Source organism: Streptomyces sp. NPDC055962 (assembly GCF_042270185.1).
GTDB lineage: Bacteria > Actinomycetota > Actinomycetes > Streptomycetales > Streptomycetaceae > Streptomyces.
The window spans coordinates 232,620-251,711 of the sequence record NZ_JBHJYN010000006.1 but is presented as its reverse complement, the minus strand read 5'-3'; the positions used below and the strand labels follow the sequence as shown (position 1 = coordinate 251,711).

At 69.8% G+C, this 19,092-nt stretch carries 13 protein-coding genes; 6 read left to right on the top strand and 7 right to left on the bottom strand.

All coding sequences use genetic code 11. The features are described 5' to 3' along the window. Window positions 1-199 precede the first annotated feature (199 nt). Window positions 200-2,521 (top strand): cellulase family glycosylhydrolase, encoded by a 2,322-nt coding sequence (locus tag ACFC51_RS19665; RefSeq protein ID WP_376529859.1) that lies wholly within the window; start codon window positions 200-202, stop codon window positions 2,519-2,521. Between the two features lie 58 nt (window positions 2,522-2,579). Here ACFC51_RS19665 and ACFC51_RS19660 read toward each other — a convergent pair whose 3' ends face one another. The 5 genes from ACFC51_RS19660 to ACFC51_RS19640 form a co-directional block, all read right to left on the bottom strand. After that, complete coding sequence (locus tag ACFC51_RS19660; protein ID WP_376369028.1) at window positions 2,580-3,635, bottom strand: LacI family DNA-binding transcriptional regulator; 1,056 nt, start codon at window positions 3,633-3,635, stop codon at window positions 2,580-2,582. 85 nt (window positions 3,636-3,720) lie between these two features. Beyond that, window positions 3,721-5,484 (bottom strand): glycoside hydrolase family 43 protein, encoded by a 1,764-nt coding sequence (locus tag ACFC51_RS19655; protein WP_376529857.1) that lies wholly within the window; start codon window positions 5,482-5,484, stop codon window positions 3,721-3,723. 28 nt (window positions 5,485-5,512) lie between these two features. Continuing rightward, entirely contained in the window at window positions 5,513-6,427 is a 915-nt protein-coding gene (locus ACFC51_RS19650; RefSeq protein WP_376529855.1) for a carbohydrate ABC transporter permease, read from the bottom strand. A 22-nt stretch (window positions 6,428-6,449) separates the two neighbouring features. After that, window positions 6,450-7,403, bottom strand: coding sequence for a carbohydrate ABC transporter permease (locus ACFC51_RS19645; protein WP_376369025.1), 954 nt, complete (start codon window positions 7,401-7,403; stop codon window positions 6,450-6,452). Window positions 7,404-7,496: 93 nt separating this feature from the next. Continuing rightward, window positions 7,497-8,777 (bottom strand): extracellular solute-binding protein, encoded by a 1,281-nt coding sequence (locus ACFC51_RS19640; RefSeq protein ID WP_376529853.1) that lies wholly within the window; start codon window positions 8,775-8,777, stop codon window positions 7,497-7,499. Window positions 8,778-9,116: 339 nt separating this feature from the next. On the opposite strand from ACFC51_RS19640, the gene ACFC51_RS19635 reads away from it, so the two are divergent. Both ACFC51_RS19635 and ACFC51_RS19630 read left to right on the top strand, forming a co-directional pair. Further along, on the top strand, window positions 9,117-10,754 hold the full coding sequence (locus ACFC51_RS19635; protein ID WP_376369023.1) for an endo-1,3-beta-xylanase: 1,638 nt from the start codon (window positions 9,117-9,119) through the stop codon (window positions 10,752-10,754). Window positions 10,755-10,847: 93 nt separating this feature from the next. Then, window positions 10,848-12,116, top strand: coding sequence for a hypothetical protein (locus tag ACFC51_RS19630; RefSeq protein ID WP_376369022.1), 1,269 nt, complete (start codon window positions 10,848-10,850; stop codon window positions 12,114-12,116). A 128-nt stretch (window positions 12,117-12,244) separates the two neighbouring features. On the opposite strand, the gene ACFC51_RS19625 is transcribed toward ACFC51_RS19630, so the two are convergent. Together ACFC51_RS19625 and ACFC51_RS19620 are read right to left on the bottom strand one after the other, a co-directional pair. Beyond that, window positions 12,245-13,735, bottom strand: a complete 1,491-nt coding sequence (locus ACFC51_RS19625) for an FG-GAP repeat protein (protein WP_376369021.1) — start codon at window positions 13,733-13,735, stop codon at window positions 12,245-12,247. A gap of 89 nt (window positions 13,736-13,824) precedes the next feature. Next, on the bottom strand, window positions 13,825-14,373 hold the full coding sequence (locus tag ACFC51_RS19620) for a TetR-like C-terminal domain-containing protein (RefSeq protein ID WP_376529851.1): 549 nt from the start codon (window positions 14,371-14,373) through the stop codon (window positions 13,825-13,827). 227 nt (window positions 14,374-14,600) lie between these two features. On the opposite strand from ACFC51_RS19620, the gene ACFC51_RS19615 reads away from it, so the two are divergent. The 3 genes from ACFC51_RS19615 (at window position 14,601) to ACFC51_RS19605 (ending at window position 18,572) form a co-directional block, all read left to right on the top strand. After that, window positions 14,601-16,061 carry an amino acid permease gene (locus ACFC51_RS19615; protein ID WP_376369017.1) on the top strand — a complete coding sequence of 487 codons (1,461 nt, stop codon included), beginning with the start codon at window positions 14,601-14,603 and terminating at the stop codon, window positions 16,059-16,061. A gap of 453 nt (window positions 16,062-16,514) precedes the next feature. Continuing rightward, window positions 16,515-17,675, top strand: coding sequence for a PP2C family protein-serine/threonine phosphatase (locus ACFC51_RS19610; protein WP_376369016.1), 1,161 nt, complete (start codon window positions 16,515-16,517; stop codon window positions 17,673-17,675). Between the two features lie 318 nt (window positions 17,676-17,993). Further along, window positions 17,994-18,572 carry a dihydrofolate reductase family protein gene (locus ACFC51_RS19605; RefSeq protein WP_376369015.1) on the top strand — a complete coding sequence of 193 codons (579 nt, stop codon included), beginning with the start codon at window positions 17,994-17,996 and terminating at the stop codon, window positions 18,570-18,572. Window positions 18,573-19,092: the final 520 nt, after the last annotated feature.

The window sequence follows — 19,092 nt, the reverse complement described above, 5'->3', positions numbered from 1 at the left end:
CCCGCGCAACTCCCGGCATTTCCTCCGGGAATGCACTGCCCGACGCAAAGGGCTTCCACCCTGGGCGAGGAGATGCAACGTTCACCCGAATGGGAGCGCTCCCAGACATTGTCGTCCTCCTGGACATCGGAAGGTGCCCGTGAATTTCCTCAGAAGACGTCCGCCCCTGGCGGTACTCACGGCCGTGGTGGCCTGCCTGTTGGCAGCCGCACCGGCCGTCGCCGCCGCTCCGCCCGCCGCCGCCCGGGCCGTCCCGGCGGCGGAACAGGCCCCCGCAGCCGCCTCCCCCGCCGGCAGCGGGACGACCGCAGCCGCCCCGGCCGACGACTGGCTGCACACCCAGGGCAATCAGATCGTCGACGCGAACGGCGACAAGGTCTGGCTGACCGGCACCAACTGGTTCGGCTTCAACGCCACCGAACGCGTCTTCCACGGCCTGTGGTCGGGCAACATCACCGAGATCACGAAGTCGATGGCCGAGCGCGGCATCAACATCGTGCGGGTCCCCATCTCCACCCAGTTGCTCCTGGAGTGGAAGAGCGGCCAGGCCACGGTCCCGAGCGGCGTCAACACCTACGCCAACCCGGAGCTGAAGGACCTCACCAGCCTGGGCGTCTTCGACCACTGGCTCGACCTCTGCGAGCAGTACGGCATCAAGGTGATGCTCGACGTGCACAGCGCCGAGGCCGACAACTCGGGCCACATCTACCCGGTGTGGTGGAAGGGCGCCCTCACCAGCGAGCAGTTCTACACGGCCTGGGAGTGGGTGACCGCCCGCTACAAGGACAACGACACGATCGTCGCGATGGACGTCAAGAACGAGCCCCACGGGAAGCAGACCGAGAGCCCACGGGCCAAGTGGGACGGCTCCACCGACCAGGACAACTTCAAGTACGCCTGCCAGACGGCCGGCCGTCGCATCCTCGCGGTCAACCCGAATGTCCTGGTCCTGTGCGAGGGCATCGAGATCTACCCGAAGGCCGGTAAGTCCTGGTCGTCGCAGACCGAGGCCGACTACCACTTCAACTGGTGGGGCGGGAACCTGCGCGGGGCGAAGGACCACCCGGTCGACCTCGGCTCCCAGCAGGACCAGCTGGTGTACTCCCCGCACGACTACGGGCCGCTGGTGTTCCAGCAGCCCTGGTTCCAGGGTGAGTGGAACCGCACCACGCTGGAGCGGGACGTCTGGGACCCCAACTGGCTCTACCTGCACAAGGAGAACATCTCGCCCCTGCTGATAGGCGAATGGGGCGGCTTCCTCGACAACGGCCCCAACCAGAAGTGGATGACGGCGCTGCGCGACCTGATCGCCGAGCAGAGGATCCACCAGACCTTCTGGTGCCTGAACCCCAACTCCGGTGACACCGGCGGACTCCTCCTCAACGACTGGAAGACCTGGGACGAGGCGAAGTACGCGCTGCTGAAGCCCACGCTCTGGCAGAGCGGGGGCAAGTTCGTGAGCCTCGACCACCAGGTCCGGCTCGGCGGCCCCACGGCCACCACCGGCATCAGCCTCGGCGACCTCTACGGCGGCCAGCCGCCCGCCGGTGACCAGCAGGCACCGTCCACCCCGGCCGGACTCACCTCGACGGCCAGGACGTCGACCTCCGTCACGCTCGGCTGGACGGCGTCCACCGACAACGTGGCCGTGACCGGCTACGACGTCTACCGCGGCAGCACCAAGGTGGCCACCGTCACCACGCCCGGCCACACCGACACCGGGCTGACCCCCGGCACCGCCTACTCCTACACCGTCCGGGCCCGGGACGCGGCGGGCAACACCTCGGCGGCGTCGGCCGCGCTGAGCGTCACGACGCAGACGGGCGGCACCGCGGACACGACACCGCCCGGCGTCCCGTCGGGACTGGTCAGCACCGGCAGGACGGCCTCCAGCGTGTCACTTCGGTGGAACGCGTCCAGCGACGGCGCGGGCGGCAGCGGCGTCGCCGGCTACAGCGTGCTGCGTGACGGGGTGGCCGTCGGAACCGCCACGGGCACGACGTACACGGACACGGGCCTCTCCGCTTCCACGGCCTACAGCTACACGGTCAGGGCCCGGGACGTGGCCGGCAACACCTCTGCTGCCTCTGCTCCTCTCGTGGTCAGCACCACGGCAGCCGGAGGCAGCGGCACGCTGCTGTCCCAGGGGAAGCCGGCCTGGGCCTCCTCCTCGGAGAGCGGCGCCACCTCCCCCGACAAGGCGGTCGACGGCAACGGCTCGACCCGCTGGAGCAGCACCTTCCAGGACAACCAGTGGATCAACGTGGACCTGGGGTCGCGGAAGGCGGTGACCCGGGTCGAGCTCGACTGGGAGGCCGCGTACGCGAAGGGGTACCGGGTGCAGGTCTCGGACGAGCCCGCCTTCGGCACGTGGACGGACCTCTACGCCACGACGACCGGTGACGGCGGCACCGACACCCTCGACGTCTCCGGCACGGGCCGCTACGTCAGGGTGCTGGGCCAGAACAGGGCGACCCCGTACGGCGTCTCGCTGTACGAGTTCCGGGTCTACGGGCAGTGATCCCGCCCGGGTGAACCGTGGGGCCGGCAGCGGCCGGCCCCACGGGCACCCCAGGCCCTCAGGCCGTCCGGGGCGCTCCTCCGGGCGGCGGCGCCGTGCTTCCGCGTACCACCAGCTGGGTCGCGAGTTCCAGCCGGAACTGGTCCGCCGGCTCACCGTCGATCACCCGGAGCAGCGCGTTCGCGGCCACCGAGGCCATGTCGAAGAGCGGCTGGCGGACGGTCGTGAGCGGGGGGTGCGTCCAGCGGGCGACCGGCAGGTCGTCGAAGCCGACGATGCTGATGTCGGAGGGGATGGCGTAGCCGCGGTCGCGCAGCACCTCGAAGGCGCCGAGCGCCTGGAGGTCGCTGGCCGCGAAGACGGCGGTGGGCGGTTCCTCCCCGGACTCCTGGAGCCCGTCCAGCAGCCGGGCCGTCTCGGTGCGGCCGGAGGTGTCGTTGAACTCCCCGTGCACCACCCAGCCGGCCGGCATGGGCAGTCCGGCCTGCTCCATCGTCGCGCGGAAGCCGTCGGCACGTGCCCGGCTGCACAACACCTGGCGTGGGCCTGCCAGGTGGGCGATGCGGGTGTGCCCGAGCCCGATGAGGTGCTCGGTGGCGCTCACGGCGCCCGCCCAGTTCGTCGCTCCGACCGTGGGCACGAGGGCGTCGACGCTGCCCACAGGATCGAGGAGGACGAAGGGGACGTCGAGCGCGGTGAGCCGCTTCCGCTGCTGCTGTGTGAGGTCGGAGACGACGAGGATGGCTCCGTTGCTGCGGCGGGCCGCGAGCTGGTCGATCCACTCGCGGGTGTCGGAGCTGCGGCCGTGGACGGCCGAGAGCACCATGCTGGCCCCCGCTTCGTGGAGCACTTCGTCGACGCCCCGGATGATCTCCACCGACCAGAGGCTGTCGAGCTCGTTGAGGACGAGGTCGATGACGGCCCCGCGTCTGCGGGCCGGGCGCCGCTGGTAGCCGAGGTGGTCCATGACGGCCTCGACCCGTTCCTTGGTGTCCGCCGACACGTCGGACCGGCCGTTGAGCACCTTGGAGACGGTGGAGACGGAGACACCGGCCTCTGAGGCGATCATGTTCAGAGTGACCCTGCCCGGGCTCTCACGCGTGTCCGAGGTCATCCGAGGTGTCCGTTCAGCTGGGAGGTCCGCACGGTGCCGTTCCCGGGCCGTGATGGTCGAGTCTGCCATGGCCCCTCCGCCGCCCTCACCGCTCCTCGTGGTGGCCGGAGTCCGTCTCGCGGTATTCCGCCCAGGCGAAGTCGGCCGCCAGGGCGGCGCCCGTGAGGTCCTGGGCGCACAGGCCGGCGAACGCTCCCGTGAAGCCCCAGGACGTGAAGTGTCCCGTGGCCGGATCGCCCTGGGTGGCGTTCTCGTCGGAGAGGCGGGTGACGTCGAGGTCCGGCCCGATGGTCCGCCAGGGGGAGCCCTGGGCGGGGCGCCATGCGAAGTGCGCCCGCGTCGTACGGACGGTGAGCAGGAGGTCCAGCGGGCCGTCCGGCACGGCGACGGCCGGGGCGGGTTCGAGGTATCTGCCGTGGTCGCACAGTCCGACGCGCAGGACACGGCCCAGGTGTTCGTCCCAGGTCAGGTGGAGGTAGTGCCAGAGCGTGGAGTTGTAGTAGTGGACGACGCCCGCCATCTGGAGGGGCGAGCGGGGTCCGGCCTCGAGCCGGGAGGAGAAGTCGAAGGACGTCGCCTGCTGTCTGCGCGCGACGAGGCTCTGGCCATGGGTGGAGCCGAGCGACTGGCCGCCTCGCAGCCGCAGGTGTCCGGGGCGTTCGGTGAGGTCGAGCCAGGAGGGTTCGGGGTGGCGGCGCAACGTCGCCCAGGGCGTGTTGAGCCCGGGTCCGTCGAAGTGGTCGAGGGCGGGTACCGCCGCGACCGGGGCGGGCGGCAGGGCGGGGCCGGGCACCGCGGTCCTCGGCAGGTGTCCGCCGGCCTGCGGGGAGGCGACCCCGGAGGCGGGGGCGCCCGACGTGCCGGGGACCGGGGTGCCGGCCAGGCGGGGCCATCCGTCGGCGGTCCACTCGATGCGCTGGAGCGCGGTCTCGCGGCCCAGCACGCAGGAGCCCCTGGGGGTGAGCGGGCGGGCCGTGAGGTGGGCGAGATACCACTCGCCGTCGGGCGTCTCGACGAGACTGCCGTGGCCTGCCTTCTGCAGGGGCCACGTCTCGTCCCCGGCGGAGGTGAGCAGAGGGCCCGCCGGGTCCGCTTCGTAGGGCCCCTGCGGTGTCCGCGAGCGGGCGACGGTGACGGCATGGGTCCAGGACGTGCCGCCCTCGGCCGTCATCAGGTAGTACCAGCCACCGGTGCGGTACAGGTGCGGTCCCTCGGTGTGCGCGAGGGGCGTGCCGTCGAAGACGCGGTGCAGGGGGCCGGTGACCCGCCGCTGCTCGCGGTCCCACTCCTGGAGGAGGATGCCCGCGAACGGATGGTTGCCGGTGCGGTGGTCCCACTCCATCCACAGGGCCCAGCTGCGCCCGTCTCCTTCCGGGCCGTCGTCGTGGAAGAGGGACGGGTCGAAGCCGTGGCTCGGGAAGGGAGCCGGGTCCGACCAGGGCCCGTCGATCGCGGGAGCGGTGATGACGGCGTTGCGTACGTCCTTGAAGGCGCCGGAGAGGTTGGTGACATCGCTGTAGACGAGGTGGAAGAGGCCGTCGGTGTAGGAGAGGCACGGTGCCCAGACCCCGCCGGAGTCCGGCCGGCCCGTCAGGTCGAGCGTCCGCTCCTCGCGGAGGATTCCCCCGAGCGAGCGCCAGTTCACGAGGTCGCGTGAGTGGTGGACGGCGACACCGGGGAGCCATTCGAAGGTGGAGGTCGCGATGTAGTAGTCGTCTCCGACGCGCAGGATCGAGGGGTCGGGGTGGAACCCGGGCAGCACCGGGTTGACGATGGTCGCGGGGCGCTGCTCCGCATGCGTCCGGCGGTGGGGCCGGTCCTGGTCGGGGGCGGTGGGCACGGCGGTCATCGGAATCTCCAGGGAGTAGAAGGCTCGCTCAGCCCTTGACGGCGCCGGCCATGACACCGGACACGATCCGGCGCGCGAGGACGGTGAAGACGACGAGTACGGGCAGTACGGAGACGACGACGCCGGCGAGCATCAGCGTGTAGTCGGTGTAGTAGCCGGCGGCCAGCTGGTTGAGGGCGATCTGCACGGTGCCGTTCTCGGGCGGCAGTGCGATCAGGGGCCAGAAGTAGTCGTTCCAGGCGAACATGAAGGTGAACATCCCGAGGACGGTGGCCGTGGTGCGTACCCCCGGCACCACGACGTGCCAGTAGGTGCGCAGCAGCCCCGCGCCGTCCATGCGGGCGGCCTCGATGAGTTCGTCCGGGATGTTCTCCTCGACCGCCTGGCGCATCCAGAACACGCCGACCGCGGAGACGAGGGCGGGCACGATCAGCGCGGAGAGCTTGCCGTACAGACCCATGTCGGTGACGAGCATGTAGAGCGGGATGATGCCGAGCTGCGTGGGCACCATGACCGTGACGACGACGCAGACGAGCAGCGCGTTGCGCCCTGGGAAGCGGAGTTTGGCGAAGGCGAAGCCGGCGAGGGAGGCGAGCAGCACGTTGCTCACGGCGGTCGTCCCGGCGACGATCAGGGAGTTTCCGAGTGCCTGCCAGAAGGCGGACAGTTCGAAGACACGCTGGATGTTCTCGATCAGGTGGCCGCCGGGGACGAGGGGCGGGGTCGTGCCGGCGAGTACGGAGTTGTCGTCGTGGGAGGCGACCACGAAGCTCCAGTAGAGGGGGAAGACGGAGCCCGCGGTGATCGCCGCGAGGATCGCGTAGGCGAGTGGTCCTGCCTTGTCCAGGCGCCCCGGGCCACGGCTCGGGACGGCGCGGCCGGCGCGGCGCAGCCTGGTGGCGGGTGCCGCGGCGGGGGACCGGGAGGGTGTGGTGACGGCCATGAGATTCTCCTGGTTGCCCGGGTCAGCCGCGGTCGGAGCGGCGTGCGAGCAGGAAGTTGACTGCGGCGATGACCGCGATGACGAGGAAGAGCACCCACGAGACGGCCGAGGCGTAGCCGGCGTCGTTGTTGATGAACCCGTACTTGTAGAGCATCAGGGTCAGCGTCTGGAACTGGTGCTCGGCGCCGCCTTCCGCGTTGCCCTGCTGGTCGAAGAGGAAGGGCTCGGCGAAGAGCTGGAGACCGCCGATGGTGGAGATCACGACGGTGAAGACGATCGTGGGACGGATGGAGGGCAGCGTCACCTTGCGGAACGTCAGGAAGCGTCCGGCTCCGTCGATCTGGGCGGACTCGTAGAGGTCCCTGGGGACCGCCTGCATGGCGGCCAGGAAGATCAGGGCGTTGTAGCCGGTCCAGCGCCACATGACCATGAAGCTGATCGCGAGGTGCGAACTCCAGGTGTCCGCCGTCCAGTCGACAGGGTCGCTGATCAGCCCCAGGCCCTCCAGTGCCCAGTTGACGATGCCGAAGTCCCGTCCGAAGAGCTGGGAGAAGACCAGAGCCACGGCCACGACGGACACGTACTGCGGCACGAGCACGAGGGCCCGCCACACGCTCGTCGCGCGCAGGTGGCGGTCGAGCAGCCAGGCCAGGCCGAGGGCGGCGACCAGCTGCGGCACCGTGGAGAGCACGAAGATGCTGAGCGTGTTGTACGTGGCGGTGTAGAAGTCCGAGTCCGACAGCAGCCGGCTGAAGTTGTCGAACCCGACCCACTCCCCCGGTCCGGCGAGCCGGTCCCAGTCGTGGAGGGAGACCCAGAAGGTCTGGAGGAGCGGGTAGAGCCCGAAGACGCCGAAGACGACGAAGAAGGGAGCGATGAAGAGGTAGGGCAGCAGGTGCCGCTCCACGCGCAGCCGGGGTGTGCGGGCCGGTGTCGCGGTCGTGCCTGAGGTCGTGCGGGTGGCCTGGAGCGCCATGCCGGTTCTCCGAAACGTCGGGAAGGTGGGGACGGGGGCCCGGCCGGCGGAGGGTGCCGGCCGGGCCACGCGGGGAGCGCGGTGCGCCGTGGGTCAGCGCAGGTTCTTCGCGGCTTCCTCCTGGGCCTTGTCCCAGGCCTGGTCCGGGCTCGCCTTGCCCTGCTCGACGAGCTGGAGTGCGTTGCCGAACGGGATCCGGGCCTGCTGGTCCTTCGTCCCCCGGTAGTTGGGCTTCAGGCTCTTGGCCGAGGCCGCGAAGAGCTCGCCGGTCGGGGCCCCGTTGAAGTACTCCTGCGTCGCGCCCTTGACCTCGGCGTCGTCGAGCACGGGGACGAGCGAGGGAAGCGCGCCCACCGGTCCGGTGAAGATCTTCTTCTGGGACTCGGCCGAGGTCAGGAAGTCGGCCAGCTCGGCGGCCTCCTTCACGTGCTTGCTCTGCTTGGGCACGGTGAGGAAGGAACCTCCCCAGTTGCCGCCGCCTCCCGGCACCGCCGCGATGTCCCACTTGCCGGCGTTGGCCTCACCGGCGGCGGTCTTGATCTGGCCGGTCATCCAGGCAGGGCAGGTCATGGTCGCCATGCGGCCGAGCTTGATGCCCGCGTTCCACTGCTGGCTGAAGGGCTGGAGGTTGGCCGACTGCTTGTCGGCCGTGGCCTTCGCCGTGGCCGTGAAGAACTCCCGGACCTTCGGGTTGCTGTTTCCGATGTAGGCGTCCTGCGCGTCGAAGAACCCGAACTCCGTCTGGTTCATCATCGCGGTGAAGATGTTGCCCGAGCTGTCGAACCAGGCCTTGTCCTTGACCTTCGATTGGAACCGCTTGCCGGTGGCGAAGTAGTCGTCCCACGTGGGCCACAGCTTCGCGACCTCGGCACGGTCGGTCGGCAGGCCGGCCTGGGCGAACAGGTCCTTGCGGTAGCAGATGGCGAGGCTGCCCACGTCGGTGCCGTACCCCATCACGAAGTCCTGGCTTCCGAGGGTGCCCTGCTCCCACTTCCAGCCGAGGTACTCGTCCTTGCGGGCCATCGCACCGTGGTCGGCGAGGTTGGTGAACTTGTCCTTCACCGAACGGAACTTGGGGAGGTAGCCCTCCTCGATGGCGACCACGTCGGCCGCTCCGCTGCCGGAGGAGATCTGGGTCGACAGCTGGTTGTGGTGCTGGTCGAACTGGGAGATGCGCTCCTTGACCACGACGTCGGGGTGGGTGCGCTCGTACTCCTTGATGAGCGGCTTGTAGCCGAAGTCGCTGAAGGTCGCGACCGTGAGGGTGATCTTCCCGTCGGCTTCGTCGGAGCCCGCGCCGCAGGCGGGGAGGGAGACGAGAGCGGTGGCGGCGGCGAGCGCGACGACGGTTCTGCGGGCACGCGTACGGCCCATGGTGGTCCTCCGGACAGGCGAGCTGGATGAGTGCGACCACGGTGGGGCTCAGCCGAAACACCTGTCAAGAGTTTCGCGAAACTTATCGGCGAGTTGCGGTTTCGTTACCGGGAAGAATGGATGCGCCGCGCCAGCGACGCGCATAGGCGGCTTGACCTGCACGAATCAGTAGGGCATATGCGGAACGCTTTCCATGTTTCGTAACCGCAGTGCGCTGAGCTGGGACTAGCTACGAAACTTTCGCGGAGTGTTGACCGAGCCCGGCATCCGCCCCCACCATGCGAACGCCCCGCGGCGACCGCCGGTGGGCCCCCCACCTCGTACAGACCGGAGACACCCATGAGGTACACGGGACATCGCCATGTCCGAAGAACGGTGGGAGCCGCCGTCGCCGCGGCCACCGCCCTGATCGCACTCGCCGGACTGACCGCGTCGGCGGAGGCGGGCACGGCGTCCGCCTCCGCGTCCGTGACCGGCCGGGGCGTCCCCGCCGACGGCAAGGTCATGCTCGTCATGGGCCAGGACAGCGACACGCTCTCCGACTACCGCAACGACGTGCTGGACAAGACCTCCCTCGGTGCCCCGGCACCGGGCGGCGTGACCCTGTACACCAACCTGGTCCTGGGCGGCACGCCCGAGCCGCTGGCCGGCATGAACAGCCCCGCCAACTGGGGTGCCGGTACGGTCGACTTCGCCAGGACCATGCGCGAGTACCCCGGCGCGGCCGTCGCCGTCGGGCTGTACCTCTCGGACGCCACCTCCGGCTGCAACAACCAGCCCCTGCGTGCGGTCATCGGCCGCAACGACGCGGACGTGACCGCGGGCAACCCCAGTCTGATCACGCAGTACCGCGCCAAGGTCGACGAGATGATCACGCGGTTCAAGAGCTACGACCGCGACATCCTGCTCCGCATCGGGTACGAGTTCGACGGCCCGTGGAACTGCTACAACTCCGACTACTACAAGGACGCGTTCCGCTACATCAAGGGCCGGATCAACGCCCTCGGAGCGAGCCGCGTCGCCACCGTCTGGCAGAGCGCCGCCTGGCCCGTGAACACCAACACGGACCACCCCGAGTGGCACTACATGGTCACCGACCCGGGCCACCTCGACGCCTGGTACCCGGGCGACGAGTACGTCGACTGGGTCGGCCTGTCGTCCTTCTACAACTCCCGCTCGGTCCAGACGCAGTGGGGCTGCGGCTCGCACGACACCGACCCGGTGGGCCTGCAGAACCGCGTCCTGGACTTCGCCCGCAGCCACGGCAAGCCGGCCATGGTCTCCGAGGCCGCACCGCAGGGGTCCCGGACCGGGGCCAAGACGTCGAGCTGCATCTTCCGCAACAACCCGGCGCCCTCCAGCGGCCAGGCGATCTGGGACGGCTGGCACGCCGGCTACTTCGACTGGATCAACCGGAACAAGGACGTCATCCGCTCGGCCGCCTACATCAACACCAACTGGGACGCCCAGACGCAGTGGCAGTGCGCCGCCGGCGCCCAGGCGGGCGGAACCGGCTGCGCGAACGGCAACTGGGGCGACTCCCGGGTCCAGGCGGACCCCACGGTGCTGGCCGCCTTCGTGAACGAGATCAAGAAGCCGATGTGGACCAACGGCGCCTCGGGACCGGCACCGACCCCCACCCCGACGCCCACTCCCACACCGACCCCCACCCCGACGCCCACTCCCACGCCAACCCCCACTGACCCCGGGAACGGGGCCTACACGCAGGGGGTGACCGCAGGCGGGACCGTGTGGTTCGCACCCAAGGGGTTCAAGGCGACCTTCGTCACCGTGCAGTACCGCATCGACCAAGGCGCACCGCAGAACTACTTCCTGACGTACGACGCCGCCGACAGCCGCTGGGAACTGCCGGTCAGCGTCCCGTCGGGGAAGACGCTCACCTACTCCTTCAACTACCAGCCCACCACGCAGACCAGCCAGGTGACGACACCCACCTACCGCTGGACGGCTCCCTGAGCCGTCGGCGCCGGAAGGGCGGGCGCCGTACGCACTCCTCCCCCGCGTACGGCGCCCGCTCCCCACACCCCCACCATGGAGAGCGGTACGCACATGCTGAACGGACGACCACTCAGGGCCGCCCTGCGGTCCGCCGCCACGGCGGCCCTCGCCGGGCTGCTGATCTGGCCCGGGGCCGCGAGCGCCGGTGCCACCGGCCCGCAGGACTCCCCCCTCACGAAAACCACGACCACCACCACCGTCGCAGCGACGCCCCCCGAGCTGCTGCTCGGGCAGTCGACCCGCAGCGCGTGGAACGACTTCAACAGCTTCGGGCAGAACGCCGACGGTGGGTCCGTCTACTACGAACTCCGCAGCGGCGACTGGGTCAACAGTGCCCACCGGGACTTCGCGACACTGCTCGCGGACCAGGGGAAGACCGTCCAGGTCGGCATCAGCTGGAAGGACAACCCTCCGGGTTTCAACGGCGGGGACGAGAACGCGAAGGCGGCCCGTTCACGGGCGGTCACCGCCGAGATCGCCGCGGGCGGCCACACCGCTTCCCTCGACCGGCTGCTGGCCTTCACCAACAGCCATCCTTCGGCACGGTTCAAGCTGCGCCTCGACTACGAGGTCAGCAGCTTCTACCACTGCACCGACGCGAGCTGCTCCTCCTACAAGGGCGCGTTCAACCGCCTGGCGTCCTACCTGGACGGCCGGTCGACCGCGCACAACCTCGACTACGTGTTCCACCCCGTCCGGGGTGAGTTCGAGGCCATGTACCCGGGCGACGCGGCGGTCGACTGGATGGGGGTCTCCGTCTTCGCCCACGAACTCTGCCTGCCCATCTACGACCGGGGCTACCTCTACAACGGCACACCCCCGCAGAACTACGACGTCGGCGCGAGCCAGTGCCGGAACGCGTACATCGGTACGGACCAGCACGGCAATCCGGCGGCGGTCTGGCGCAACTTCGACCACGATGCCAACGTGCTCAAGCTCGTGAAGTTCGCCAAGGACCACGGCAAGCCGGTCGTGCTCTCCGAGGCCGGCATGATGAACTTCACCGCTGACGGGGGCTCCACCGACGGCCTGGAGCAGCAGCGCGGCGACCTGTGGGTGAAGCGCCTGTTCTCCCTCATGAACTACCAGGGGCCGATCCCCAACATGCCGGGCACGTACGACCTCCGGGGTGTGATCCGCTCCGTCGTCTACATCAACCTGGACTTCCGCTACGGGTGGGACGGGATCGACGACGGGAGCTTCGACTTCCCGCCGGACAGCACCTGGTTCGTCGACGGACGGCTGTCCCGCTACACGGCGGCCAAGGCGTCCTTCTGCCAGGGCCTCACGGCGAACGGCTTCAGCGCACGCTGCCGCTGAGCACCGCCGTCCGCGTTCCGGGCGGTTCGCCGAATATCTGCCGCACGCCCTCCGGCCCCAGGCCGGAGGGCGTTGTCCTTGGCTGCCGGCTCCTCCCCAGCCAGGCATACCCGCCGACCGCCCTCCGTTCACTCGTCGATCGACGCGCCGAAGAGCGCGCCGGTGCCCGGAGCGCCGAGCGAGCCTCCGCCGTACGACCACGAGCCCGTGCTCACGGTCCCCGTCGTCGACGCGGCGAGCCACCAGACGACCCCGTCCGACGTGTTCTCCCCGGGTGCGGCGGCCAGGAGTTCGGAGCGGCCGTCGGCATCCGTGTCGGCGAGGCGCACCTGTCCGCCCCATCGGTCCCCCCTCTCCGCCGTGCCCGGTACGCCCGCCGAATCCTGGTCGAAGGACTTCGCCCCGGCAGCGGTCAGCCCCCCGGCCGCCCCGCGCAGCACCCGTACCCCACCGGCGTCCGCCACCGTGCCGACGTCCTCACCCGGTACGCCCACGGCGAGGTCGGCGTGGGAGTCCCCGTCGATGTCGGCGAGTGAGACGTCGGCACCGAATCCGTCGCCGAGCTCGGCTGTACCGGGTACTCCGGCACTGTCCTGGGTCCACACCTGCGCGGGGGTGCCCAGGTCGTCCACGTTCGCCATCCCCTCGGCCGATCCCAGGTGGAGGCCGACGATGCCGCCGGTGAGCGGTTCGTTCACGTCCTCCGGCCGGTCGGGCCGGCCGAAGACCAGGTCGTCGTATCCGTCGTCGTTGACGTCCCCGGAGGCGGTGGCGGTGCCCCCGGCGAGGTCACGGGTGTACGCGGGCCCGTCGGCACCGCCCATGTACACCGCGGACCAGGCCCTGCCGTCCTGTTCCAGGCTGCGGCCGGAGACGACCAGGTCGGCGTACCCGTCACCGTCGTAGTTCCCCGTCGTCAGGGAGGCCGGCAGCAGTCCTTCGCGCCCGGGGGCACCGTCGGTGGCGAGGCGGCCCGTCCCGTGCAGGGAGGCCGCGCCGTACGTGAACAGGTCGACACCCGTACGGTCCGCCACGGCGAGCTGGTCTCCCGCCGCCTCCCCGCTGAGCCGGGCGGCGGCGAGGGCCAGACCGAACCGCGCGTTCGCCCGGGGGACGGCGGACCGCAGAGTGGCGGCACGCGAGGTGGTCAGACCGTTCTTCGATCCGTAGAGCACCGTCACGCGGCCCGCATCGCTGACCGACCCCTCGTCCTCACCCGGCAACGAGATGAGCGCGTCGTCGAAACCGTCGCCGTCGAGATCGCCCGAGGCCACGGCCGTACCGAAGCCGTCGCCGGGTTCGGCGGAACCCGGGACACCCGCGGTCGACTGCCCGAATACCGCCGTCCGGACCCGGGGAACGCTCGTGGCGGTGCCCATCCCACTGGCGGAGCCGTACTGCACGGTGACGTACCCCGCGCCCTTCTTCCCGCCGTCAGCGCCTCCCGGCGCACCGGTGAGGACGTCGTCGTAGCCGTCGCCGTCGAAGTCGCAGTTGCTGTCCTCTGCGTAGGTGCCGCCGGGTGTTCCCGCGAAGGCGCCGGGCGCGGCGGTGACGCCCATCCCGCTCAGCAGCAGGAACGAGGCAGCGGCGAGGGCTCCGGAAGTTCTGTGGGTCACGGTCTGCTCCTGGGCGGTCGGTGACGGGTGCCGGTACCGGTTGGATGCACGACGCCCTCCGGAGGTTGTGTCCGGCCGGCCTCATCAGCTCACGCGGGTGCACCCATGCCGTCGAAGAGAGCCGTGAGGATCCGGTCGACGTACTCATGGGTCAGGGGTTCCTGCGTGATCAGGAACTGGAAGTAGAGCGGCCCGGAGAGGATCGCCATGGCCAGGCCCAGATCGAAGGCGGGCGACAACTGGCCCTGGTCCCGAGCCGTTTCCAGCCGGGCGACGGTCCTGTCGGTCTGCGGTGAGATGAAACGCTGGTTCAGTGCGGAGGCGAGCTCCGGGTCGGACTGGGCCTCGCCGACCAGCGCCTGGAACAACGGGCCGAAGGGCGGATTGCCCAGGAGATCGACGGCCGCGTGGATCTGTCCGCGCAGGTCGGCGACGATGTCGCCGGTGTCGGGGTAGTCCAGGCCCGGCTCGTGCAGCGAGAGCAGCGAGTCGAGGAGCAGGGCGCCCTTGGACGGCCATCTGCGGTAGATCGTGTGCTTGCCGGCACCGGCACGGGCCGCGACCCCCTCGATGCTCGAGGACGACGGGAGCCTGGGGTTCGCCAGGCGGAGATGCCGGGTCGCCCCTACCCCGGACATCGGCATGCATGCCGGGGAGACGCGGCCGATCAAGCACCGCAGACGAGAGTTCACTTACTTTACTTTGCCGAAACCTCTGAAATACCTCAGATTTGTTTTCGCAAGGTACTGCGCACTGCCAGAATCACAGGGTTCCTGATCATGCGCCTTCGAGCCATCGCCGGGCGCCTCCCCCACGCGCCCGGCCGGGATCGACCACCTTCCCCTCACAAAGGCGACCCTCCTCCATGAGTGACGGCAGCATCACGGCAGCCGATCAGCTCGGCGCAGACGCGTCCGCGCCGAGCTCCCCCCACGTGGACGCCGGCGACGCCGGTTACAGCAAGGACCTCAAGTCCCGCCACATCAACATGATCGCCATCGGCGGCGCGATCGGCACCGGGCTCTTCCTGGGTGCGGGCGGCCGTCTCGCCGATGCCGGCCCGTCCCTGGCCATCGCCTACGCCGTCTGCGGTGTCTTCGCGTTCTTCGTCGTGCGCGCGCTCGGTGAGCTGATCCTCTACCGCCCGTCGTCCGGCGCCTTCGTCTCCTACGCCCGTGAGTTCATGGGCGAGAAGGGGGCCTTCGCGGCCGGCTGGCTGTACTTCCTCAACTGGTCGACCACCGCGATCGCGGACATCACCGCTGCGGCGACGTACGCCCACTTCTGGGGCATGTTCAGCGACGTCCCCCAGTGGATCCTCGCGCTCATCGCGCTTGCCGTGGTGCTCACGGCCAATCTGATCTCGGTGAAGTACTTCGGCGAGATGGAGTTCTGGTTCGCGATCATCAAGGTGGCCGCGCTGGTCGCGTTCATGCTGATCGGGATCTACCTCGTGGTCACCCAGCATCCGGTGGACGGCCACACCCCAGGCCTCTCCACCATCTCGGACAGCGGCGTCTTCCCCGTCGGCACGCTTCCGATGCTGCTCGTGATCCAGGGCGTCGTGTTCGCCTACGCGTCCGTCGAGCTGTGCGGCGTCGCGGCGGGTGAGACCGAGAACCCTGAGAAGATCATGCCTCGGGCGATCAACTCCATCATGTGGCGGGTGGGTCTGTTCTACGTGGGCTCGGTGGTCCTGCTCGCCCTGCTGCTGCCGTACACCGCCTACAGCGGGGACCAGAGCCCGTTCGTGACCGTCATGGACAAGCTCGGCGTGCCGGGTGCCGCGGGCGTGATGAACCTGGTCGTGCTGACCGCAGCGCTGTCCAGCCTGAACTCCGGGCTCTACTCCACCGGCCGCATCCTGCGCTCCATGGCCCTGTCGGGTTCCGCGCCCCGCTTCACCGGCCTGATGAACAGGGGGCAGGTGCCGTACGGCGGCATCCTGCTGACCGCGGGCTTCGGCGTGCTGGGCGTGGGGCTGAACTACGTCGTGCCCGGCCAGGCGTTCGAGATCGTCCTGAACTTCGCGTCGATCGGCATCCTCGGCACCTGGGGCATGATCATGCTCTGCTCCCTGGTGTTCTGGCACCGCTCGCAGGACGGCCGGGTCTCGCGCCCCGCCTACCGCCTGCCCTGGGCCCCGTACACCCAGATCGTCACCCTGCTGTTCCTGCTCGGCGTGGCCTTCCTGATGTGGTGGGGCGGCGGGGTCGGCAGGACGACCGTCATGTGTCTGCCGCTGATCGCCGCCGCGCTGGTCGGCGGCTGGTTCCTCGTCCGACGCCGCGTGAACGAGATGGCACGGGCCAAGCAGGACGCCTGAGCCCCGCTCCCCCCGGGCCGATGTGTGGCCTCCACCTCACGGTGGGGGCCACACCCGTTTCCGCCCACCGGTGGGCACCGCCGGGCGGTTTCAGCCGCTCAGGAACGAGGGCGGTCCCCGTATCCGCCTGTCAGCACCCGGGAATCCACTCACCGGCCACCGGCCTGGGGCGCCCACGACTCGTCCGCATCCGTCGTACGGGGACGGCGCACACGCTTTGAGCCAGATGGTGCCGTGAAGTGGCGTCCCGGAGCACCTCCGCTGTTGGCTTGGATCCGACTGCCAAGTCGACACCGTGGGTGCCGGTGACCACGCGTGTCCGGTGCTCCTCACCGCCATGGAGTCGGCCATGACCTGCGGCAAGCCCCTTCGCCGGACCGTCCCCGACCGCCCGGAGCATGTCCCGCCCCGGCGGCCGCGGTGAGCGGTGCCCCGGCCGGGGACGGTGAACGCGTGCTGCACGAGTTCCTGGCAGAGGTGCACTCGACGGCCCCGACGAACCTGCCCGCCATGGTCAACCGTTTCGCGGTCCGCCTGGGACTGCGCCAGGCCGACATCTACCTCGTGGACCTCCAGCAGCGACAGCTGACGCTCCTCTCGGGCGAACGACGCCTGCCGGTGGACGGTTCGCCGGCAGGCTGGGCGTTCCGGGCGGTGTCCCTGCGTGTGGAGGACAGCGGCAGCGGCGAACTGGTCATCTGGCTGCCGCTGGTGGACGGTGTGGAGCGCCTGGGGGTCGTCGGCATGCACATGCGATCGCTCGACACCGCGCTGCTGGAACGCTGCAGGACGATCGCGTCCGTCGTCGCCATGGCGATCACGTCGAAACGCGCGTTCAGCGACCGGTTCGTACAGCAGGCGCGCACCGGGACGATGACACTGCCCGCGGAGATGCTGCGTGCCCTGCTGCCACCCCGTTCGATCGGTGAGGAAAGGGCCATCTCGACCGCGGTCCTCGAGCCCGCCTACGAACTCGGTGGAGACGCGTTCGATCACGCACTGACCGAGTCGACCTTGCACGCCGTGATCCTCGACGCGATGGGACACAACCTGGCGTCCGGCCTGACCACCGCGATCGCGATGGCCGGCTGCAGAAGCGCCCGCCGTAAGGGGTCCGGGCTGCGCGAACTCACCCATACGGTCGACGACACACTCTCCGACTGGCTCCCCGAGCAGTTCTGCACGGGGATCGTCATGGAGCTGGACATGCCCAGCGGAATCCTGAGCTGGGTCAACTGCGGGCATCCGCCACCCCTGCTCATCCGTGATCAGCAGGTCCTCGAAGACGCTCTCGCCCATCCGGGCGAACCTCCCATGGGCACGCCCGCCAGACTGGGAGGTTCGCCCCGTGTGGTCCATGAGGTGTCACTGCAGCCCGGGGACCGCGTCATCCTGTACACGGACGGCGTGACCGAGGCGCGTCTGGCCGGCGGATCGCAGTTCGGCCTGTCCGGGTTCACGACATCCATCATCCGGGCCACGGCCGCCGGAGAGCTCGCCTCGGAGGCACTGCGCCAACTCATCCACTCGATCCTCGAACACCAGAACGATCGCCTGAACGATGATGCGACGATCCTCATGATCGAATGGCGCAGACAGCATGCGCGTGGGTAGCCGCCCCGGAGACGGCGGCATTCTCACCCGCTCCGGTCAGGCCTTCGAACAGCGGCACGGCGTCCCGCCGCCTGATCCGCACCCGGAGCCGAAGACCTGGCGCCGTTCCGGCGGCACGTTCACCCGGCCGAGGGACCCTGTTCCACGACAGGATCTCGGAGCTCGCATCGAAGAAAAGGCCTCCAGAGGTCCATGGGCGATGAGTTCCACCACGACTTCCGGTCTCCTTCCTCGGACACCAACCGCCGGACGCCCTGCCTGAGCGTCCCCTCCCGACACCGCTCCGACCCATGATCAACCGCACGTGAGGAGAACATCATGGCCGCCACGTACACGTTCGACGTCTTCTCCAGCCTCGACGGATTCGGCGCAGCCGGAGGCGACTGGACCGGCTACTGGGGCAAGCAAGGACCGGAACTCCTCGCCCACCGCCTCGCCCTGTACGGCGCGGAGCAGCGGATGGTCTTCGGTGCACACACATACCGGCTGTTCGCACAGATGCTGGCCGCGAGCACCGAGGAGTCGGATGTGCGTGACCCCTGGGTCACGCGGATGAGGAACATGCCGGCGACGGTGGTGTCGACCACGTTGGAGGGCCCTCTCGACTGGCCGGACGCGACGGTCGTGGGCGGGGACGCGGTGGAGGTGGTGGCCCGGCTCAAGGAAGAGTCGGATGTGCCGTTGCGCTCGCACGGCAGCCTGTCGATGAACCGGGCGCTGATGGCCGCCGGACTGGTCGACCGCGTCCAGGTGACGCTCTTTCCTGTGATCACGGGGCGGAGCGGGCTGGACCCCGTCTTCCAGGGCGCGGCCGACTTCGACCTCGAACTGATCGAGCAGCGGACGCTCGACGGCCACATCCAGGAACTCGTCTACCGGCCCGCCCTCCACGCCTGAGCATCGCCGTGGATGCCACCCCGTCGAGCAGTCGGCCCCGACCGGAGGGTCCGGCTGCCGCGCAGCTGGAGGGATCATGCGCGGCGGTGGCCTGCCGACGAGCCGTCCCCCGTTCCCGCGGACGACCGGGAGCGACCGCCCCACCGTCGTTCGTCGACCCACGGGGCGAACTCCTCCCGCTGCCGCTCCACCGCTTCCCAGGTCGGCTCGCCGAGCCCTCGATATCCCGTGACCGGCCCTCGGGCCGCCGGCGGTGCACCACAGGATCCGAACAGGCCACCTCGATGGACACGAGCGGCATGCCGTGACGACTCGCCAGTGACCGCCACTGCCCCGTGCCCCCTCGACCGCGTTGACCGCATCGACGATCACCGTCTGCCTCAGGACCGGCACACCGTCTCGGCCACGGCCTCGGCCACGAGATCTCTAGGCAGCCGGCGAGCGACACCCGCACGCCACACCGCCGCCTCGACCGGGTCCACCGACACGACCGGAGCGGCCGGTTCGCGCCCCAGCGCCT